This window comes from Nonomuraea guangzhouensis (genome assembly GCF_019396345.1).
GTDB classification, from domain to species: domain Bacteria; phylum Actinomycetota; class Actinomycetes; order Streptosporangiales; family Streptosporangiaceae; genus Nonomuraea; species Nonomuraea guangzhouensis.
Map to the genome: position 1 here is coordinate 207,815 of NZ_JAHKRM010000014.1, position 15,148 is coordinate 222,962.

The window sequence follows — 15,148 nt, forward strand, 5'->3', positions numbered from 1 at the left end:
GAAATGGCAGAAACCGGCTACGCGCCGTTCAACCGGACAGTGGACAAGACCAACCGCGTCCTGCACGAGATCGAGGAGGCCTGCGGCTGGCCCTCGGAGCGGCGCAACCATTCCTACGGCGCGCTGCGCGCCGTGCTGCACGCGCTGCGTGACAGGCTGACGGTGGAGGCGAGTGCCCACCTGGCCGCCCAGCTTCCGCTGCTGTTGCGAGGCGTCTACTTCGACGGCTGGCGGCCGAGCAGCGTCCCGGTGAAGGCGAACCGCGAGCAGTTCCTCGACCGCATAGGCGCCGAGATGGCCTTCGACCACGACGGGAGTACGGAGGAGATGGTCAGGACGGTCCTGGAGGTGCTCAAGCGTCACATCAGCGAAGGCGAGTGGGAGGACGTGAAGGCCGGGATGCCGAAGGAACTCGCCTCCATGTTCCCGTAGCGACATGTCAGCTCCTCCTCCGGCTGCTTTCGCGGAGGGCGCGGAGGAGTCGCAGCGGCAGGAGGCCCACCAGGGGAGCTCGCTTGCCGAGATCGTCGCGGTCCTCCTTGTCGAAGGCGCGGGCGTAGCGGCCGGCGTCCCGGGCGCTCGCGTAGCGCTTGGCGCCGCCTGCTCCGCAGCCGCGCTGACAATGCCAGCGCATCGTCTCCCCCTCGTCCTCGAAGCGGAAACGATGCCCGAAAATCCGACAAAGAAGCATCAAAACGACCTTACTGCCGACATCCCTCCGGAGCACCGCTGAAGGACGTTCCGTGAAGGAGCTTTGACCATGACCACAGAAGGCATTGGCGTCATCCGGACCAACATCCCGGCCCGGCTGGATCGGCTGCCCTGGTCCCGATTCCACTGGAGAGTGGTGCTGGGCCTGGGAACGGTGTGGATCCTCGACGGGCTGGAGGTGACCATCGTCGGCGCTGTCGCCTCCCGCATGACGGAGCGCGGCAGCGGCATCGCCGTCAACAGTGCCGACATCGGCACTGCGGCGGCCGTCTACGTCGCCGGCGCGTGCGTAGGAGCTCTGCTGTTCGGGCAGCTCACGGACCGGCTTGGCCGCAAGAAGATGTTCATGTTCACGCTGGGCCTCTACATGGCCGCCACCGTGGCCACCACCTTCGCGTTCGCGCCCTGGTACCTGTTCCTCATGCGCTTCCTGACCGGGATGGGCATCGGGGGCGAGTACGCGGCGATCAACTCGGCCATCGACGAGCTCATCCCGGCACGCAACCGGGGCCGGGTGGACCTGGCCATCAACGGTAGTTACTGGGTCGGGGCGGCCATCGGCAGCGTCGCCGCGCTGGCCTTCCTCAGCACCGCCCTCTTCCCGATGGACATCGGCTGGCGGCTGGCGTTCATCATCGGCGGTGTGCTCGGATTCGCCATCATGTTCACCCGTCGAAGCCTTCCCGAGAGTCCCCGCTGGCTGTTCATCCACGGCCACGCCGAGGAAGCCGAGCGCATCGTGGACCAGATCGAGGCTGAGATCGGCGGCGACCTGCCCCCGCCCAAGGGCGAGATCACGGTCAGGCAACGCGACGCCATCCCGTTCCGGGAGATCGCCAGGGTGGCCATGAAGCGCTACCCGCGCCGGGTGATCCTCGGCCTGGCCCTCTTCATCGGCCAGGCGTTCCTCTACAACGCCGTCACCTTCGACCTGGGCACGCTGCTGCACGGCTTCTTCGGCGTGACCTCCGGCAATATCCCGTACTTCATGGCCGTCTTCGCGCTCGGCAATTTCCTCGGGCCTCTCCTGCTGGGACGCTGGTTCGACACCGTCGGCCGGATACCCATGATCGCCGGAACCTACCTGGTCTCCGCCGCTCTGACTGGGCTGATCGCCATCCTGCTGCTCAACCAGGCATTGTCCACCAACTCATTCATGGCTCTGCTGGCCCTGACCTTCTTCGTCGCCTCCGCGGGAGCAGCCTCCGCCTACCTGACCGTCAGCGAGGTCTTCCCGATGGAGACGCGCGCGCTGGCCATCGCCTTGTTCTTCGCGGTCGGCACCGCGGTCGGCGGCATCACCGGACCGGCGCTGTTCGGCCAATTCATCCACAGCGGCAACATGAGCCTGGTCGCACTCGGATTCTTCATCGGCGCGGTCGCCATGGCCATCGGCGGCATCGCCGAATTGCTACTCGGCGTCCGCGCCGAACAGCAATCGCTGGAGAACATCGCTCGTCCGCTGACGGCGGAGGAGGCCGAGGCCCAACCCGCTGAGCACGCCGCCATGATCAAGGACGAGCGCGAGCGAGGCATGACCCGACAGGAAAAGCTCCGGGACCTGGAGCGCCGAGACCGCACCCGCCTGCGCCGCGAACACGACTCCACAGGCTCCCGCCGCTTCCGGCTGGGACCTGGTAGCACGTTCCCCTCTCCAGGCATGCTCGGAACCAGTGGGCCGACCAGCCGATTCACCGCCGTCTCCGACGAGCAGCTCGATCGGGAGATCGAGCTGCTCGTCCGCGCTCTGGAGGAAGACGGCCCGGCCGACCGGCAGACCCTCGCACTGCGCGTCCACGCCCGCGCATGGGGTCCCGGCCGGTTCCGCGTCGCCCTGCGCCAGACCATCCGAGAGGGACGTGCCCACCCACTGCCAGACGGCCGGTACGGCTCGCCGCAGAGGTAAACTCCGCACCTATCCGTCGCCGTACCTCGTCCCCGTCCCGGCCGGGGACATATTCCACGGCCGGTGGACGCTGGAGAGGGCTGACGGCGGGATCGGCCTGCCCTCATCCGGAAGCACTGGAGTCGCCGCGCCCGTCGGCGGACAAAGCGGGCCGTCGCTGCGACCAGCGCACCAGCGCTAGCGCCGCGACCAGCATCAAGGCGCTCCCTGCGTAGACGACCAGCTCCATGAGCTGCTGGCGGCTCGCCGCCAGATTCCCCGGGATCGTCAGCCGGACGACCACGGACAGGATGTGGCGGATGATCGCGATGATGCCCACGATGATGAACGGTTCGAGCTGCAGGCTGCCGCCCGCGAGGTGGGTCTGCACCGTCACGAAGATCTCCAGCACGATCAGCACAAGGAGCAGCTCCTCGAGGATGACGATGATCTTCTCAGTGCCGGACGCTCCTCCTTGGACGACCGTAAGGATCATCAGGGCCAGAATGCCGACGCCCAGGGCCAGCAGCGCGAACGACACTAGGTAGAGGATCCCGTGCTCGGCGGCGGCCAGCATGGCCAGCAGCCGCCTGTTCTCCGGCCTCTGGGCGACCTTGTGTACCGCGGCGTCGGCCGGAGACGGAGGTCCGGGCGCGCCTGATGTGTCCGGTGGGTTGTTCATGGGCTGTACCTGTGATCGTGCTGTGTGTGCCGGCGACCGTCGTACAGAGTGCCCATACCCCTGGTCCGGCACGCGCGAATCTCCCGGTCCGGTGCGGTGCCAGCCATCAACTGCCCAGCTCGGACACCCCGCTCGCGGCGCGGTAGACGGTCAGCGTCTCCTCGGGGGTGCGCACCCAGCCGGGCGATGTCGCCGGGATCGGCGGCGCGGACGACGGCCGCAATCGCAGCCAGCGCAAGGACGGCTGCAGCCGTCGTCCATCGGATCCACCGATCCGACGCTCTCGCCTGTGTAGGGAGCGCTTGCGGAAGCTCCGCCGACGCCAGAGCTGGGCCTGATCTGTGTGCCGTCGGCGGGCTCGACAGGAACCGCCATCGAGATCACGGTCCACTCAGGAAGGGCACGAATTTCCGGACTGAGCCTGAGCGGCCTGACGTTTTCACCGCGGCCTCGCTGCTCTGTGGCCTGGCGGGAAACCAGGAACTGCTGATTGCCGGGCGGTTCCTCCAGGGCATCGGCGGTGCCATGGCCAGCGCCGTGACCCTGGGCTTGATCGTGACGGTCTTCACCGAGCCGCGCGAACAGGCCAAGGCGATCGGCGTCATCGCCGGCGGTGTGCTCACCCAGGCTGGCCGGCTGGCATTCGATCTTCTTCATCAACGTCCCCATCGGGGTCGTCATCGTGGCCCTGGCCGTACACCTCTTCACGCCCGACCGCGGACTTGGCGCGGGAGCCGACCTGCTAGGCGCGTTCCTGGTCACCTCAGGCCTGATGCTGCTCGTATACACCATCAACAAGGCTGACGAACGTGGCTGGGGCTAATCCCTGTGAGACCACGGTCGCCGATCTCCCTGCCACGTCCGACGGCCTCTGAGGTGGGTGCAGAGAGGGCGCAGACGTCTGATGGGCTAGGAGAGCGGGGAGGAGCGATCTTGTCCTGTTCTGTCCCTTCTGATTGCGCTGACTTTCACGTAGCGCGGGATGCGGCTGATCCCCGTGAGCTGGAAGCCGTCCGGCATCATCACCCCCTGGCTGGTGAGTCGTGGCTGGGAGGACGGGCCTCGATCTGGGAGGCAGGCAACGACGTGATCCACAAGATCGTCTGTCAGGAAGGGCGCGGCCAACTCCGTGCCACCGTCGAGCAGTAGGTGTCGGACTCCGCCCGCGTGGAGCGTCTCCAGGAGCTCTCGATGATCGAGCTGGTGGGGGTCGGCAGGCAGTCGGATCATGCCCGATCCATGGCTGCGCGGCGTTGCCTCGTCCAGACGTCCATCGGCGTCCAGGACGGCATCGGCGATGAGGAGCAGGTCGCGCGCTGAAGGGATGCGCTGGAGCGCTCCGGCCTGTCCTTCGGAGGTCTCGACGTAGAGCCAGGTGAGGGCGGGGCGGCTCAGGGCCAGCGAGGTGTGCCATGGGCCGAGCACAAGTAGGGCTTCCTCGGAGAGTACGTCGGTTTCGACGCTAACCCCGGCCTTCAGCAGCTCGTTCACGCCACCGTCTCCTCTGGAGGTGGGGTCGATCAAGGCGATGACCACGCGGGCGATCCCGGCGTCGATCAGGAGCTGGCGGCAGGCGGGTGTGTGCCCGGCGTGGTTGCAGGGCTCCAGTGTCACCACGGCGGTTCCGCCTCTTGATGCGGGGCCGGCGGCCAGCAAGGCGTTCCCCTCGGCGTGGGCTTCGCCCTTGCGGGCGTGGTACCCCTCGCCGATCGGCTGGCCGGTCGCGTCGAGGATCACGCAGCCGACGGGCGGGTTGGGGCTCGTGGAGCCGAGTCCGTGGGCGGACAGGGCGATGGCCCGTCGCATGGCCTGGAGTTCGAGACTGGAGGCCATCAGCTTGCCACCGCGTCAGCGAGGGCCAGCCGGAACGCGGCCACGGAGGGGAGCCGGCGATGGATGCTCAACGAGCGCTCGACCGAGGTCAGCACGTTGATGATCCTCACCGAACCGGCAGCACGAGCGATGTCGAGAGCTTCCCCTGCGGTGGTGGCAGCGTGTTCGGGCTCTCCCTGGCCGGCATAAGCGGCAGCCATACCGGCCAGGGCCATTCCGCGGTCCCGTCGGTAAACCGCCGGCAAGGCAGGTAGGGCGCTCTCGTAGGTGGCGACCGCGCGGGCGGGCTGCTTGAGCTCCAGCCAGCAGTGGGCGCGCTGGATCTCGACGTAGGCGGGCGTGCAGAACGACCCGTGTCCGCCTCGGGCGTCGCCGTCATCGTGCACCGAGGAGGCCAGCGCGTGCGCCTGGTCCAGCTTCCGCTGGCAGGGTCGTTCCTCTTCGTCGAGTGCGTGTCCTTGGGCTTGTTGCTGGATGATCGCCGCTTGCATGGGCGCGGGCAGATCAGTCTGCCGGAGCGCGGAGGTGGCCAGGCCGAGTACGTCACCGGCGCGTCGGCCGCTCATCGCCTGCTGGCTGCCCCGGAACATGGTCCACGCGATCATCTGGTCATCGCCGATCTCGTAGGCCCAGGTCGCCGCCCGGTCGGTCCAGCGTTCGGCCTGCTCCATGTCTCCGGCGTCCTCATGCAGCCATGCCGCCGATTCGGCATACCGAGTCGCCAACCGGAGCACCTCGACGCGGTCGCTTCCGCGGGCGGGGACGAGCAGTTCCTCAAGGACGGTGATCTGCTCACAGACCGCCGGGATCGTGTGCCGAGGGCCCAGCAGGTTGTCGCGCTGCACCAGCAGGTGCCACTGCTCGCGTAGGTGATCCAGAACGTCGCCGAACTGCTTCCCAGCGGGTATCGAGGCCTGCGCGTTGCGCCGAAGCGGCGTCGCGTTCTTCGGGGCCTGGCCGCCGAACAGCTCAGGCTCGCTCATGTCGAGGGCCTTGCAGAGCAGCATGCGGTCGATGGCGTTGGGCTTGTAGGTCCCTGCCTCCCAGTAGCGGATGTTCCGGCACAGGCTCGCGGTCTGCGCGAGCGGCATGTCGTCCCCGGCGGCCTGGCGCATGCGCCGTACCAGGCCCTTCTGGCTGAGGAGCCGGTCCAGCCTGGCCTGGCGGAGCCGTATGGCCCACTCGGGCGTCACCTGATCATCCATCCGTATGCACCTCACCGCGAAGAGGGAGGGAAGGGGGCGGAAAGCCTTCCTCGTGCTTCCCTCAGTCTCCCCTCCCGCCACTGTGTCTCACCAGGCTGTGATGGATCTGTGCCTGTCCGGCGCCGGAGTCACGTTCCGGCCGGGCTGTTCGATTCGGGGACTCCTTATCACCCGACACCTGCCCTTGAAGCGGGCCAGGAAGGGGACATCAGTGACGACCATTTCCGGTAGCACGATCACCGAGTTGTTCGCCAGTGCGGTGAGACTGACCATCGACGGGGAGAAGGTCAGCCCGCGCGGCATGGACACGCGTGAGCTACTCGATGTGCGTCTGCTGCTCGGTGACCCTCGCGCGCGGCTGCTCTACGCTCCTCCTGGCCGTGTCTTGAACGCCGCATTCGCTGTCGCCGAGACCGTCTGGATTCTGTCCGGATCCGATGCGCCCTGGATCTACGAGTTCAACAGTCAACTCCGGCAGTACGCGGAGGACGACGGCATTTTACGAGGCGCCTACGGGCCGCGGATGCGCTGCTGGGACGGCCACGTCGACCAGCTCGCCCATGCGCTCGCCACCCTCCAGGGCGACCCCGACTCCCGACGGGCGGTCATTCAGCTCTACGACCCCGCCCGCGACGCCGGCGGGCATCGGGACGTGCCCTGCACTCTGGGCTACCGCTTCCATCTGCGCCAGGGGCGCCTGCACATGGCGACGACGATGCGGAGCCAGGACCTGTGGACCGGCCTGCCCTACGACATCTTCGCCGCCACCACCCTGCACGAGTTGATGGCCGGTTGGCTGGGTGCCGAGCTGGGCGACTATCACCACCATGTCGACTCCCTCCACTTGTACGAGCGCGACCTGGACAAGGCGGTCACTGTTCTCCAGCCGGATACGGCTGCCGGGAAGCTCCCCTCGCTGGAGACGCCGTGGGAGGGGTTCGACGCCCTACTGGCCGATGTCCGGTCAGGCCGGCGGGTCCACCACTCCGGCTGGGACACCATGGCCGCAGTCCTGGCCAGCTATCAGCAATGGAAGCGTGGCCACCGCGAAGTCGCGGTACGCAGTGCTGAGGGCATCGGTGGCCCGCTCGGCGAAGGGCTGCGGGCCTGGTACGCGGCTCTGCAGAGCCGGGGCGAGTCCGCGCCGTTGGCGCGGTGATTGCGATGCCGCCATATGTCGTATTGGGTCTGTGCTCCTACACGCACGACTCGGCCGCTGCCCTCTTGGTCGACGGTGAGCTGACCGGGTTTGTCGAGGAAGAACGTCTGTCCGGGGCCAAGCACACGCGCGCCTATCCCGAGCACGCGGTCGCCTGGCTGCTGAGCGAGGCGGGCATCACCGCCGACCAGGTGAACGAGGTCGCCTACAACTTCCACGGCCTCCACTACCTGCGGGCCGTTCCGACGGCCCTCGGCATGCTCACGAACCCCGCGACCCGTGAGCGTGCCTTGATGCGCGCGGCCAGCTTCGCCAAGGTCGGACTGCGCACCGTTCGCCGAGCCCAGGGGTTGAGCCGCCGGTTTCCACACGCTCGTATCCACCCACTGCTGCATCACCGAACTCACCAGATGTACGCCTTCGCCGCGTCCGGGTGGGAGAGCGCGGCCGTCCTGGTCGTGGACAGCCTCGGCGAGGCCCAGACCACCACGCTCGCGGTCGGACGCCAGCCCGAGCCGGGCCGACCGGTGTTGCACCCCCTTCACGCTCTGACCGATCCGGCCTCACTCGGCTACGCCTACGGCGCGGTCACCGAGCACCTGGGCTGGCGGCGCGGTGACGAGGAAGGCACCGTGATGGCGCTGGCCGCCCTGGGCGACCCGGCGCGCTTCCGTACCCTCTTCGCCCACGCGATCCCGATCACCGAGTCCGGGTTCGCCCTGAACCCGGACCACTTCGCGCCCAGAGTGCTCTCGTCGTCCCACACCCGCCTGACTCCCCGCTTCACCGCTGAGACCTGCCCACGCCGAGCCCCGGACGCGCCGATCACCGAGGCCCATCGGGACCTGGCCGCCGCGCTCCAGGAGCGCACGGAGCAGGTGATGCTGTATCTGGCCTGCCTGGCCAGGACACGTACCGGGATGAAGCGGGTGTGCCTCGGAGGAGGCGTCGCCACCAACTGCGTGTCCGTCGGCAAGATCATCGAGTCGGGGCTTTTCACGGAGGTGTTCGTGCCGCCCGCTCCGGGGGACGCCGGTACCGCGATCGGCGCAGCCGCCGCCGTACACCTGGAAGGAAACGCGAGCCCTCTGGCTGGCATCGCGGGCGCGTGTTACCTCGGCCCCTCCTTCCCCGACCATCCACTTGACCTCGCAGCCTGGCCGGGCCTGACGGCGCACCAGGTTCACGGCGATCCCGCCGAGTCCCTGGCGGAACACCTCGCCAACGGTCAGATCGTCGGCCTGTTCCAAGGGCGTGTCGAGGCAGGTCCTCGGGCGCTCGGCAACCGCTCTATCCTGGCCTCCCCGCTGATCCCTGGCGTGGTCGCGCGGCTCAACGACACGGTGAAGTTCCGAGAGCCATTCCGCCCGTTCGCGCCCATGGTGACGGCCGAGCGCGCCGCCGACTACTTCACCCTCGGCCAGGAGGCGCCGTTCATGTCGATGGCATCCGGCGTGACCGAGCTGGCCCGCGAGCAGATCCCCGCCGTCGTGCACGCCAACGACACCGCACGCGTGCAGACCGTCACCAAGGACGGCAACCCGTTCATGCATGACGTGCTGACCGCGTTCGCCCGCCATACCGGCGTTCCGGTCCTGATCAACACCTCCCTCAATGTCAAGGGTCGACCGATCTGCGGCACTCCGGACATGGCGCTGGACTGCCTGGCCAACAGCGGCCTGGACGCCCTGCTACTGGAAGGCCGGTGGATCACATCATGAAGATCGGCTACAGCTTCTGGGGCTTTCTAGGGTCGGGCATCACCGACACCCCGGACGGCGGGCGCAGCCACCGCCGCCCACTCATCGACGCCATCCAGGCCGCAGGCCACCAGGTGGTATTCCTCCAACCGGACCGTGACCTGGCCGAAGCCGGTGACCGCATCGCCGCCCCCTACCGGTTCGACTCGGGCCTGCCCGATGTCGACGTGCTGTTCACCGAATGGCGCTGGCCGATCCCCGGTCGCAACACCACCGCCTGCGGTGCCCAGGGGCACACCTGCGACCTGCATCGGCAAGCCGAACTCCTCGGCCACTACACCGATGGGCTCGGCCTGCCCACGATCATCTGGGACAAGGACCGCCAGCTCCCGGCGGGCGATCCGTTGCGCCGCCGCAGCGGCGTTGTGGTGTGCGATGCCGCAGTGTCACCCTCGCCGGGGGCCCGCTCGCTGCTGTTCCCGCTGGACGACGCCCTTCTGCATGCGGCAGACCCGGTAGCGCTTGCCGCTCAGGCTCGGCCGTTCCCGCTGAGCTACATCGGCAACCAGTACGACCGCGACGAGGCGTTCCACCGCTACTTCGCGCCCGCAGCGGCCCGCCTGCCGCACTGGGTGGCCGGCAAATGGCACGACACCCGCCGGTGGCCCCACGTCACCTTCGTCGGCAGGGTGCCGTTCCGCGAGGTATCCCGCATGTACGGCGAGAGCCTGGCCACGGTTCTGCTGCTGCCAGACCGGTATGCCGCCGTGGGCCAGATGACCCAGCGGATCTTCGAGGCGCTACTGGCCGGATGCCTGCCCCTCGCGCCCGCCACGATCGCCCACACAGAGCGGTTCGTCCCCGACGAGCTGATCGTCAATGACGGAGCCGAGGTGGTCACCGCGGTGCAGCGGCTGTGGTCCATCGCCGCAACCACCGAGCACGCCAACCTGATCGCGGCGTGCCTGGCCAAGCTGGAGATGTTCCGGCTCAGCCACCAACTGCAGACGTTGCAGGAGATCCTGGCCGAACTCGCCCCTCTCCGTCCCCAGACGATCGGGGCACGCCGATGAGCACCGCCCCGCGGGACCTCCTCGACCCACCTGCCATTGCACCGCTGGTCACGTCCGTCCCGGCTATCGTGGAGCGCCATGCAGATGAACCGAGTCGCCATCATCGGGTCAGGTGGGAGCGGCAAGTCCCACATAGCCTGCGAACTCGGCCAGCTGCTGGATGCGCCGGTCACCCATCTGGACGCGATCTACTTCGACGACGAGTGGAACCCGCTGCCTCCGGAGAAGTTCGAGGCCGCCCAGCAAGAGCTGGTCGCGGCACCGCGCTGGGTGATCGACGGCAACTACAACTCCTCGCTGCACGTCCGACTCCAGGCATGCGACACCGTGGTGATGATGGACGTGCCCACCTGGGCCGCCCTGTGGGGGATCTTCTCCCGCCAGGTCCGGCATGGCGCCGGCCAGCACACCTCCGGCGTCTACAACCGCATCCACTGGGGCGTGCTCACCTACGTGGCCACCTACCGGAGACGCATGCGACCCAAAGTACTGGCGAAGATCAACGAGCTGGCCGTGGGCAAACGCGTGGTCTTCCTCACCGGCCGCGCCGAGACGCGCCGCTGGCTGGAACAGGTAGCCGCCAGCCGCTGACCCGCCCTAGCGGCATGGACGGGCGGCACCCGTGATGTCGGCAGGCAACGCTTTCACTCACCCAGTCGTCACGTCTGGTCTGTACCGGGACGGATCCCGCCTGGCCGCTCGTACTTCAGCGTTGCACCGGGCCAAGGTTCAGGGACGGCCCGTCGCCGAGGTCATCGCTGACCTGGCCGCCGACCAGTTGGCCGATCCACGGCAGGCGATCGTCGCCGACATCGGCTGTGGCCGCGGCACCAGCACACGGATTCTGGCGGAGCGTCTACGCCCGAAGCGACTCCTGGCCATCGACGCCTCAGCGTCGATGCTGGCCGCCGCCCGTGCCCAGATCCGATGTGCGCAGCTCGCCGACGCTTCCACGGCGATCACGTATGTCCGGGCAGACTTCCACCGGCTGCCGGTCGCGAACACCTCCTGCACCTTGGTAGTGGCCGCGTTCTGCCTCTACCACGCACCCGACCCACGTCTCGTCATATCCGAGATCGCCCGCATGCTCTCTCCGGACGGGATAGTCATCCTGGTCACCAAGTCCGCTGACAGCTACCGCTCCCTCGACCGCCTGGTCGCCGCCGCCGAGATAGACCCCCACGCGGAGCTGCGGCCGAGCCTGTACGAGACGGCGCACGGCGGCAACCTGGAGGCCCTCATCGCGCCGAGTCTGACGGTCGTCCACGTGGAGCACGAGGAGCACCGGTTCGCCTTCACCGGCTTGGACCACGTCGCCGCCTACCTGGCCACCAGCCCCAAGTACGAGCTGCCGCCCGGCATGGTCGCCAATCCGGACACGATCGCCACGGCGCTGCGCGCCCGAATCGAGGACGGGACGGTAGCGGCCACCTCCACCATCACATACCTGATCGCCACGCGAGGCGACATGCCATGACCCTCAACACCTTCAGCAAGCCGTACTCCACGCGCAAGGACCTCGAATGGGCCGTCGCCCACCACACATGGCTCGCTGAACACGCCAAGTCACTGCAACTGCCGCCCCTTGTGGCCGTGCACGCCAACCGCCTCGAACTGGGCTTCGTCGACGGCCGTCACGCAGTGGTCGCCGACGTGCCCACGGTAGCCGCCGCCCTCGGCCAGGCCCACGCCGACGTCTGGGCGAGCGACCTGCACCGCGCCCTGCTCACCCACGCGCACCCGATGTCCGGGGGACACGAACTGGCCGACTTCGCCTCGCCGCGGATGGCGGCGCTTCACAGGCGTTGCGAGGCCGGGTTAATCAGCGTGCGCCAGATGGCCGCCGTCCAACCGCTCCTGTCTCCGCACCCTGCCACGCCAGCCGCCTTCTACAAGGACACCAACCCACGCAACGTCCTCATCACCAGCGGCGGGCCGGTCATGGTGGACCTTGACGATCTCACCCTGGCTCCATTCGGCTACGACCTGGCCAAGCTACTGGTCGCCTTGGCCATGACCGACGGACCGCTCCCGCCTGAGACCTATACCGCTGCACTGAGCTGCTACAACCTGCCGCTCACCCATGCCGGGCTGCCATCTGTGCCCATCGACGAGTTCCTCGGATACGCGGAACTGCACCACCTGCTCACCCTGCCCTACCTCGGCAAGGGCGGCTACCGGCACCCATGGTCGACCGTCCGCCCCACTCCGGAGGATCTGAAGTGATCGTCACCGAACTGACCTTCGTCCGGCACGGCCAGGCCCAGTGCAACGTTAACGGTGTCGTCGGCGGACCCCGTACCTGCACGGGACTGACCGACCTCGGCCGCCAGCAGATGACCGTGACCGCCGCCCGCCTTGTCTCCGAGCATGAGGCCAACCCCTTCACCCACCTGTACTGCGGGCCTCGGCAGCGGCTTCGGGAGAGCGGCCGTATCCTCGCAGACGCCCTCGACCTGCCACTGATCATCAGCAACACGCTCGACGGCCCCGTACACGGAGAAGCCGACGGCAAGCCCTGGCACGAGGTGAAGACGGCCTTCCGAGGCGGCCCCCACGCCCACCCGGATCAGCCATGGGCGCCCGGCTCCGACACCTGGAACGGCTACCTCAAGCTCGCCGGCGAGGTCCTCGCCGACCTCATCCGCAACCACCAAGGGGCGCGCATCCTGTTCGCCGCTCACGGCGAAACCGTGCTCGCCACCCACACCCTGCTGCTCGACCTGCACCCCGGGCTGATGACCAGCTTCACCGTCGACCACGCCTCCATCACCCACTGGCAACTTCACCGCAACCGATTCGACGACGAACGCTGGATGCTGCTGCACCACAACAACACCGCCCATTTGACCGCGCTGGCCGGCTCGTGAACGCCGTCGAAAACGGTCTCATAGCCATGGCCCGCCGCCATCTCGGCTCCGTCACGCGGCTGCCACGCCTCGACCTTCCGCCGCACCTCATGCTCCTGGCCGCAGACGACGGCAACCGCTACATCCTCAAGCACCACGACAGCCCGGACCGGTTCCACGCCGAAGCCCGCGCCTATGCCACCTGGGTGCCATCCCTGGGCGAACACGCCCCGCACCTGGTCCACGCCGACCCCGACAGCCTGTCCCTGCTGCTGACCGTCCTGCCAGGACAACGCGCCGCACAGCTCCCGGAGGGTTCCTCCGCCGAACGACAGGCCCACCGCGCCGCGGGCCGCGTCCTCCGGCTGTTGCACCAAGCCTCACCCGACCCACACAGCAGCACCGGCGTGTCCGCCTACCTGGCTGAACGCATGCGCTGGTGGGCCGCCCGCGCCCAACTGGCCGCCCTCATCACCCCCTCCGACCTCCGCATCCTGCACGCCTGGGCCGACCAGATGACCGCCGAAACCCTCGAAACCACCGTCTGCCACCTGGACTACCAACCACGCAACTGGGTCGTCAGGACAACCGGCGAAGTCGGCGTCCTGGACTTCGAGCACACCCGCCTCGACGCCCGCATCCGCGACTTCAGCCGCCTCGAACACCGCTACTGGCTGCGCGCCCCTCACCTTCGCGCGGCGTTTCTGGACGGCTACGGCCGCTCTCTCGGCCCCTCCGAGCAGGAACTCTTGGAGCGCTTCGGCGCTCTGGAAGCCATCACCGCACTGGTACGCGGCCACGAAGCAGGCAACGCGGAGCTGCTCGCCCATGGCCGCATGCTCATCACCGATCTCCGCCGACCGCGAAGGACCACCATGACCGCCTCGGCCTTCTCGAACAACGCACCCACCATGCTTCCTCGCCGGGCCGTCGTCACCGGCGCAGCCGGATTCATCGGCTCACATCTATGCCAAGCGCTACTCGAACAGGGCGTGACCGTCATCGGCGTCGACCGCCGCGACCCCACCAAGAACTACGGCACCGCGCAGAACCTAGCTGACATCCGTGACCATTCCGGGTTCATCTTCGCCACCGGCGACCTGCGTACCTGCGCCATCGAGCCCCTACTGCTCGACGCCGACGTCGTCTTCCACCTGGCCGGCGTCCCGGGCGTCCAGCCATCATGGGGCGCAGACTTCGACGACTACGTCGCCTCCAACATCTCGGCCACCCAGCGGCTCATGCACGCGGTCACGAGGCTGCGCATCCCGCGGCTGGTAGTCGCGTCGTCCTCAAGCGTCTATGGCGCGACCGGTGGCCGGCCCAGCACTGAATCCGACCACCCGCGGCCCGCCTCCCCGTACGCGGTCACCAAGCTCGCGGAAGAACAACTGTGCCTCGCTCACGCGGCCCGATCCGACTGTGACACCACCGTGGTAGCCCTGCGGTACTTCACCGTCTACGGACCTCGCCAACGGGAAGACATGTTCGTCCAGCGGCTCCTTACCGCCGCCACGACCGGCCTGACCCTCCAGATCTACGGGGACGGCGAGCAGCGTCGCGACTTCACCTACATCGATGACGCCGTCGCCGCGACCATCGCGGCAGGGACCGTCTACCTGCCGAACAGCGTGATCAACGTCGGGGCCAGTGGCACCACGTGCCTGAACGATGCCGTCGACCTGGCCCGCCAGATCACCGGCCGGCCCATCAACGTCCGCTCAACCAGCGCGCGTAGCGGCGATGTCCCGGTCACCTGCGCGGACGTATCCACGGCGCATCGGCTGCTCGGCTGGACGCCGACCACCGATCTGCTCACCGGTATGACCGCGCAACTCGAATGGCTCACCGCCAATCGCAGCCGTTCGACCATTGCGGTAGAGACGGTCTAAGCCGAATTCCGGGGTGGTCATCGAAGCGGTCCGCCACCGATTCGACCATGCCAGCACGGGGACCTCCCAGCTGTACGCACTGCTTGACCGCGAGGTCGCTGACGCCGAGATCCGCGCCCTTCAGCAAGGGTCGCCAACGCTGACGGCTACGCCGCCCGA

General features: G+C 68.1%; 16 protein-coding genes. 11 read left to right on the forward strand and 5 right to left on the reverse strand.

The window, feature by feature from the left end:
* Nucleotides 1-3: 3 nt before the first annotated feature.
* Nucleotides 4-432 (forward strand): DUF2267 domain-containing protein, encoded by a 429-nt coding sequence (locus KME78_RS28730; protein WP_219532491.1) that lies wholly within the window; start codon nt 4-6, stop codon nt 430-432.
* 7 nt (nt 433-439) lie between these two features.
* Here KME78_RS28730 and KME78_RS28735 read toward each other — a convergent pair whose 3' ends face one another.
* On the reverse strand, nt 440-691 hold the full coding sequence (locus KME78_RS28735) for a hypothetical protein (protein WP_219532492.1): 252 nt from the start codon (nt 689-691) through the stop codon (nt 440-442).
* A 69-nt stretch (nt 692-760) separates the two neighbouring features.
* On the opposite strand from KME78_RS28735, the gene KME78_RS28740 reads away from it, so the two are divergent.
* Nucleotides 761-2,617 carry an MFS transporter gene (locus tag KME78_RS28740; RefSeq protein WP_219532493.1) on the forward strand — a complete coding sequence of 619 codons (1,857 nt, stop codon included), beginning with the start codon at nt 761-763 and terminating at the stop codon, nt 2,615-2,617.
* A 103-nt stretch (nt 2,618-2,720) separates the two neighbouring features.
* Here the strand turns inward: KME78_RS28740 and KME78_RS28745 are convergent, their stop codons facing one another.
* Together KME78_RS28745 and KME78_RS66365 are read right to left on the reverse strand one after the other, a co-directional pair.
* A complete protein-coding gene (locus KME78_RS28745; RefSeq protein WP_219532494.1) occupies nt 2,721-3,278 on the reverse strand; it encodes a phosphate-starvation-inducible PsiE family protein in 558 nt (185 codons plus the stop codon).
* 106 nt (nt 3,279-3,384) lie between these two features.
* On the reverse strand, nt 3,385-3,516 hold the full coding sequence (locus tag KME78_RS66365) for a hypothetical protein (protein ID WP_281428887.1): 132 nt from the start codon (nt 3,514-3,516) through the stop codon (nt 3,385-3,387).
* A gap of 375 nt (nt 3,517-3,891) precedes the next feature.
* On the opposite strand from KME78_RS66365, the gene KME78_RS28750 reads away from it, so the two are divergent.
* Entirely contained in the window at nt 3,892-4,101 is a 210-nt protein-coding gene (locus tag KME78_RS28750) for a hypothetical protein (protein WP_219532495.1), read from the forward strand.
* Between the two features lie 86 nt (nt 4,102-4,187).
* Here KME78_RS28750 and KME78_RS28755 read toward each other — a convergent pair whose 3' ends face one another.
* Complete coding sequence (locus KME78_RS28755; RefSeq protein ID WP_219532496.1) at nt 4,188-5,111, reverse strand: bifunctional diaminohydroxyphosphoribosylaminopyrimidine deaminase/5-amino-6-(5-phosphoribosylamino)uracil reductase RibD; 924 nt, start codon at nt 5,109-5,111, stop codon at nt 4,188-4,190.
* The gene (locus KME78_RS28760; RefSeq protein WP_219532497.1) at nt 5,111-6,316 is read right to left on the reverse strand and encodes an NsdA family TPR-like regulatory protein; all 1,206 of its coding nucleotides are present in this window, start codon (nt 6,314-6,316) and stop codon (nt 5,111-5,113) included. The genes KME78_RS28755 and KME78_RS28760 overlap by 1 nt, the downstream gene beginning before the upstream one ends.
* Nucleotides 6,317-6,527: 211 nt before the next feature.
* Between KME78_RS28760 and KME78_RS28765 the strand changes: the two genes are divergently transcribed.
* From KME78_RS28765 to KME78_RS67340, 8 genes are all read left to right on the forward strand, one after another.
* Nucleotides 6,528-7,475, forward strand: a complete 948-nt coding sequence (locus KME78_RS28765; protein ID WP_219532498.1) for a thymidylate synthase — start codon at nt 6,528-6,530, stop codon at nt 7,473-7,475.
* 5 nt (nt 7,476-7,480) lie between these two features.
* The gene (locus KME78_RS28770; protein ID WP_219532499.1) at nt 7,481-9,196 is read left to right on the forward strand and encodes a carbamoyltransferase family protein; all 1,716 of its coding nucleotides are present in this window, start codon (nt 7,481-7,483) and stop codon (nt 9,194-9,196) included.
* Entirely contained in the window at nt 9,193-10,248 is a 1,056-nt protein-coding gene (locus tag KME78_RS28775) for a glycosyltransferase family protein (RefSeq protein ID WP_219532500.1), read from the forward strand. The genes KME78_RS28770 and KME78_RS28775 overlap by 4 nt, the downstream gene beginning before the upstream one ends.
* A 78-nt stretch (nt 10,249-10,326) precedes the next feature.
* Complete coding sequence (locus KME78_RS28780; RefSeq protein ID WP_219532501.1) at nt 10,327-10,839, forward strand: P-loop NTPase family protein; 513 nt, start codon at nt 10,327-10,329, stop codon at nt 10,837-10,839.
* A 121-nt stretch (nt 10,840-10,960) separates the two neighbouring features.
* Nucleotides 10,961-11,725, forward strand: coding sequence for a class I SAM-dependent methyltransferase (locus KME78_RS28785; protein WP_219532502.1), 765 nt, complete (start codon nt 10,961-10,963; stop codon nt 11,723-11,725).
* Nucleotides 11,722-12,474: a phosphotransferase gene (locus KME78_RS28790; protein WP_219532503.1), complete on the forward strand. Its 753-nt coding sequence runs from the start codon at nt 11,722-11,724 to the stop codon at nt 12,472-12,474. The genes KME78_RS28785 and KME78_RS28790 overlap by 4 nt, the downstream gene beginning before the upstream one ends.
* A complete protein-coding gene (locus KME78_RS28795) occupies nt 12,471-13,118 on the forward strand; it encodes a histidine phosphatase family protein (RefSeq protein ID WP_219532504.1) in 648 nt (215 codons plus the stop codon). The genes KME78_RS28790 and KME78_RS28795 overlap by 4 nt, the downstream gene beginning before the upstream one ends.
* Nucleotides 13,115-14,989 (forward strand): NAD-dependent epimerase/dehydratase family protein, encoded by a 1,875-nt coding sequence (locus KME78_RS67340; RefSeq protein ID WP_219532505.1) that lies wholly within the window; start codon nt 13,115-13,117, stop codon nt 14,987-14,989. The genes KME78_RS28795 and KME78_RS67340 overlap by 4 nt, the downstream gene beginning before the upstream one ends.
* The last annotated feature ends 159 nt before the right edge of the window (nt 14,990-15,148 follow it).

Bases quoted from the DNA above. Each gene is read 5' to 3' on its own strand.
- KME78_RS28780 (WP_219532501.1), top strand. From the start codon at position 10,327: ATGCAGATGAACCGAGTCGCCATCATCGGGTCAGGTGGGAGCGGCAAG.
- KME78_RS28730 (WP_219532491.1), top strand. From the start codon at position 4: ATGGCAGAAACCGGCTACGCGCCGTTCAACCGGACAGTGGACAAGACC.
- KME78_RS28760 (WP_219532497.1), bottom strand. From the start codon at position 6,316: ATGGATGATCAGGTGACGCCCGAGTGGGCCATACGGCTCCGCCAGGCC.
- KME78_RS28790 (WP_219532503.1), top strand. From the start codon at position 11,722: ATGACCCTCAACACCTTCAGCAAGCCGTACTCCACGCGCAAGGACCTC.
- KME78_RS28755 (WP_219532496.1), bottom strand. From the start codon at position 5,111: ATGGCCTCCAGTCTCGAACTCCAGGCCATGCGACGGGCCATCGCCCTG.
- KME78_RS28735 (WP_219532492.1), bottom strand. From the start codon at position 691: ATGCTTCTTTGTCGGATTTTCGGGCATCGTTTCCGCTTCGAGGACGAG.
- KME78_RS28770 (WP_219532499.1), top strand. From the start codon at position 7,481: ATGCCGCCATATGTCGTATTGGGTCTGTGCTCCTACACGCACGACTCG.
- KME78_RS28775 (WP_219532500.1), top strand. From the start codon at position 9,193: ATGAAGATCGGCTACAGCTTCTGGGGCTTTCTAGGGTCGGGCATCACC.
- KME78_RS28740 (WP_219532493.1), top strand. From the start codon at position 761: ATGACCACAGAAGGCATTGGCGTCATCCGGACCAACATCCCGGCCCGG.
- KME78_RS28745 (WP_219532494.1), bottom strand. From the start codon at position 3,278: ATGAACAACCCACCGGACACATCAGGCGCGCCCGGACCTCCGTCTCCG.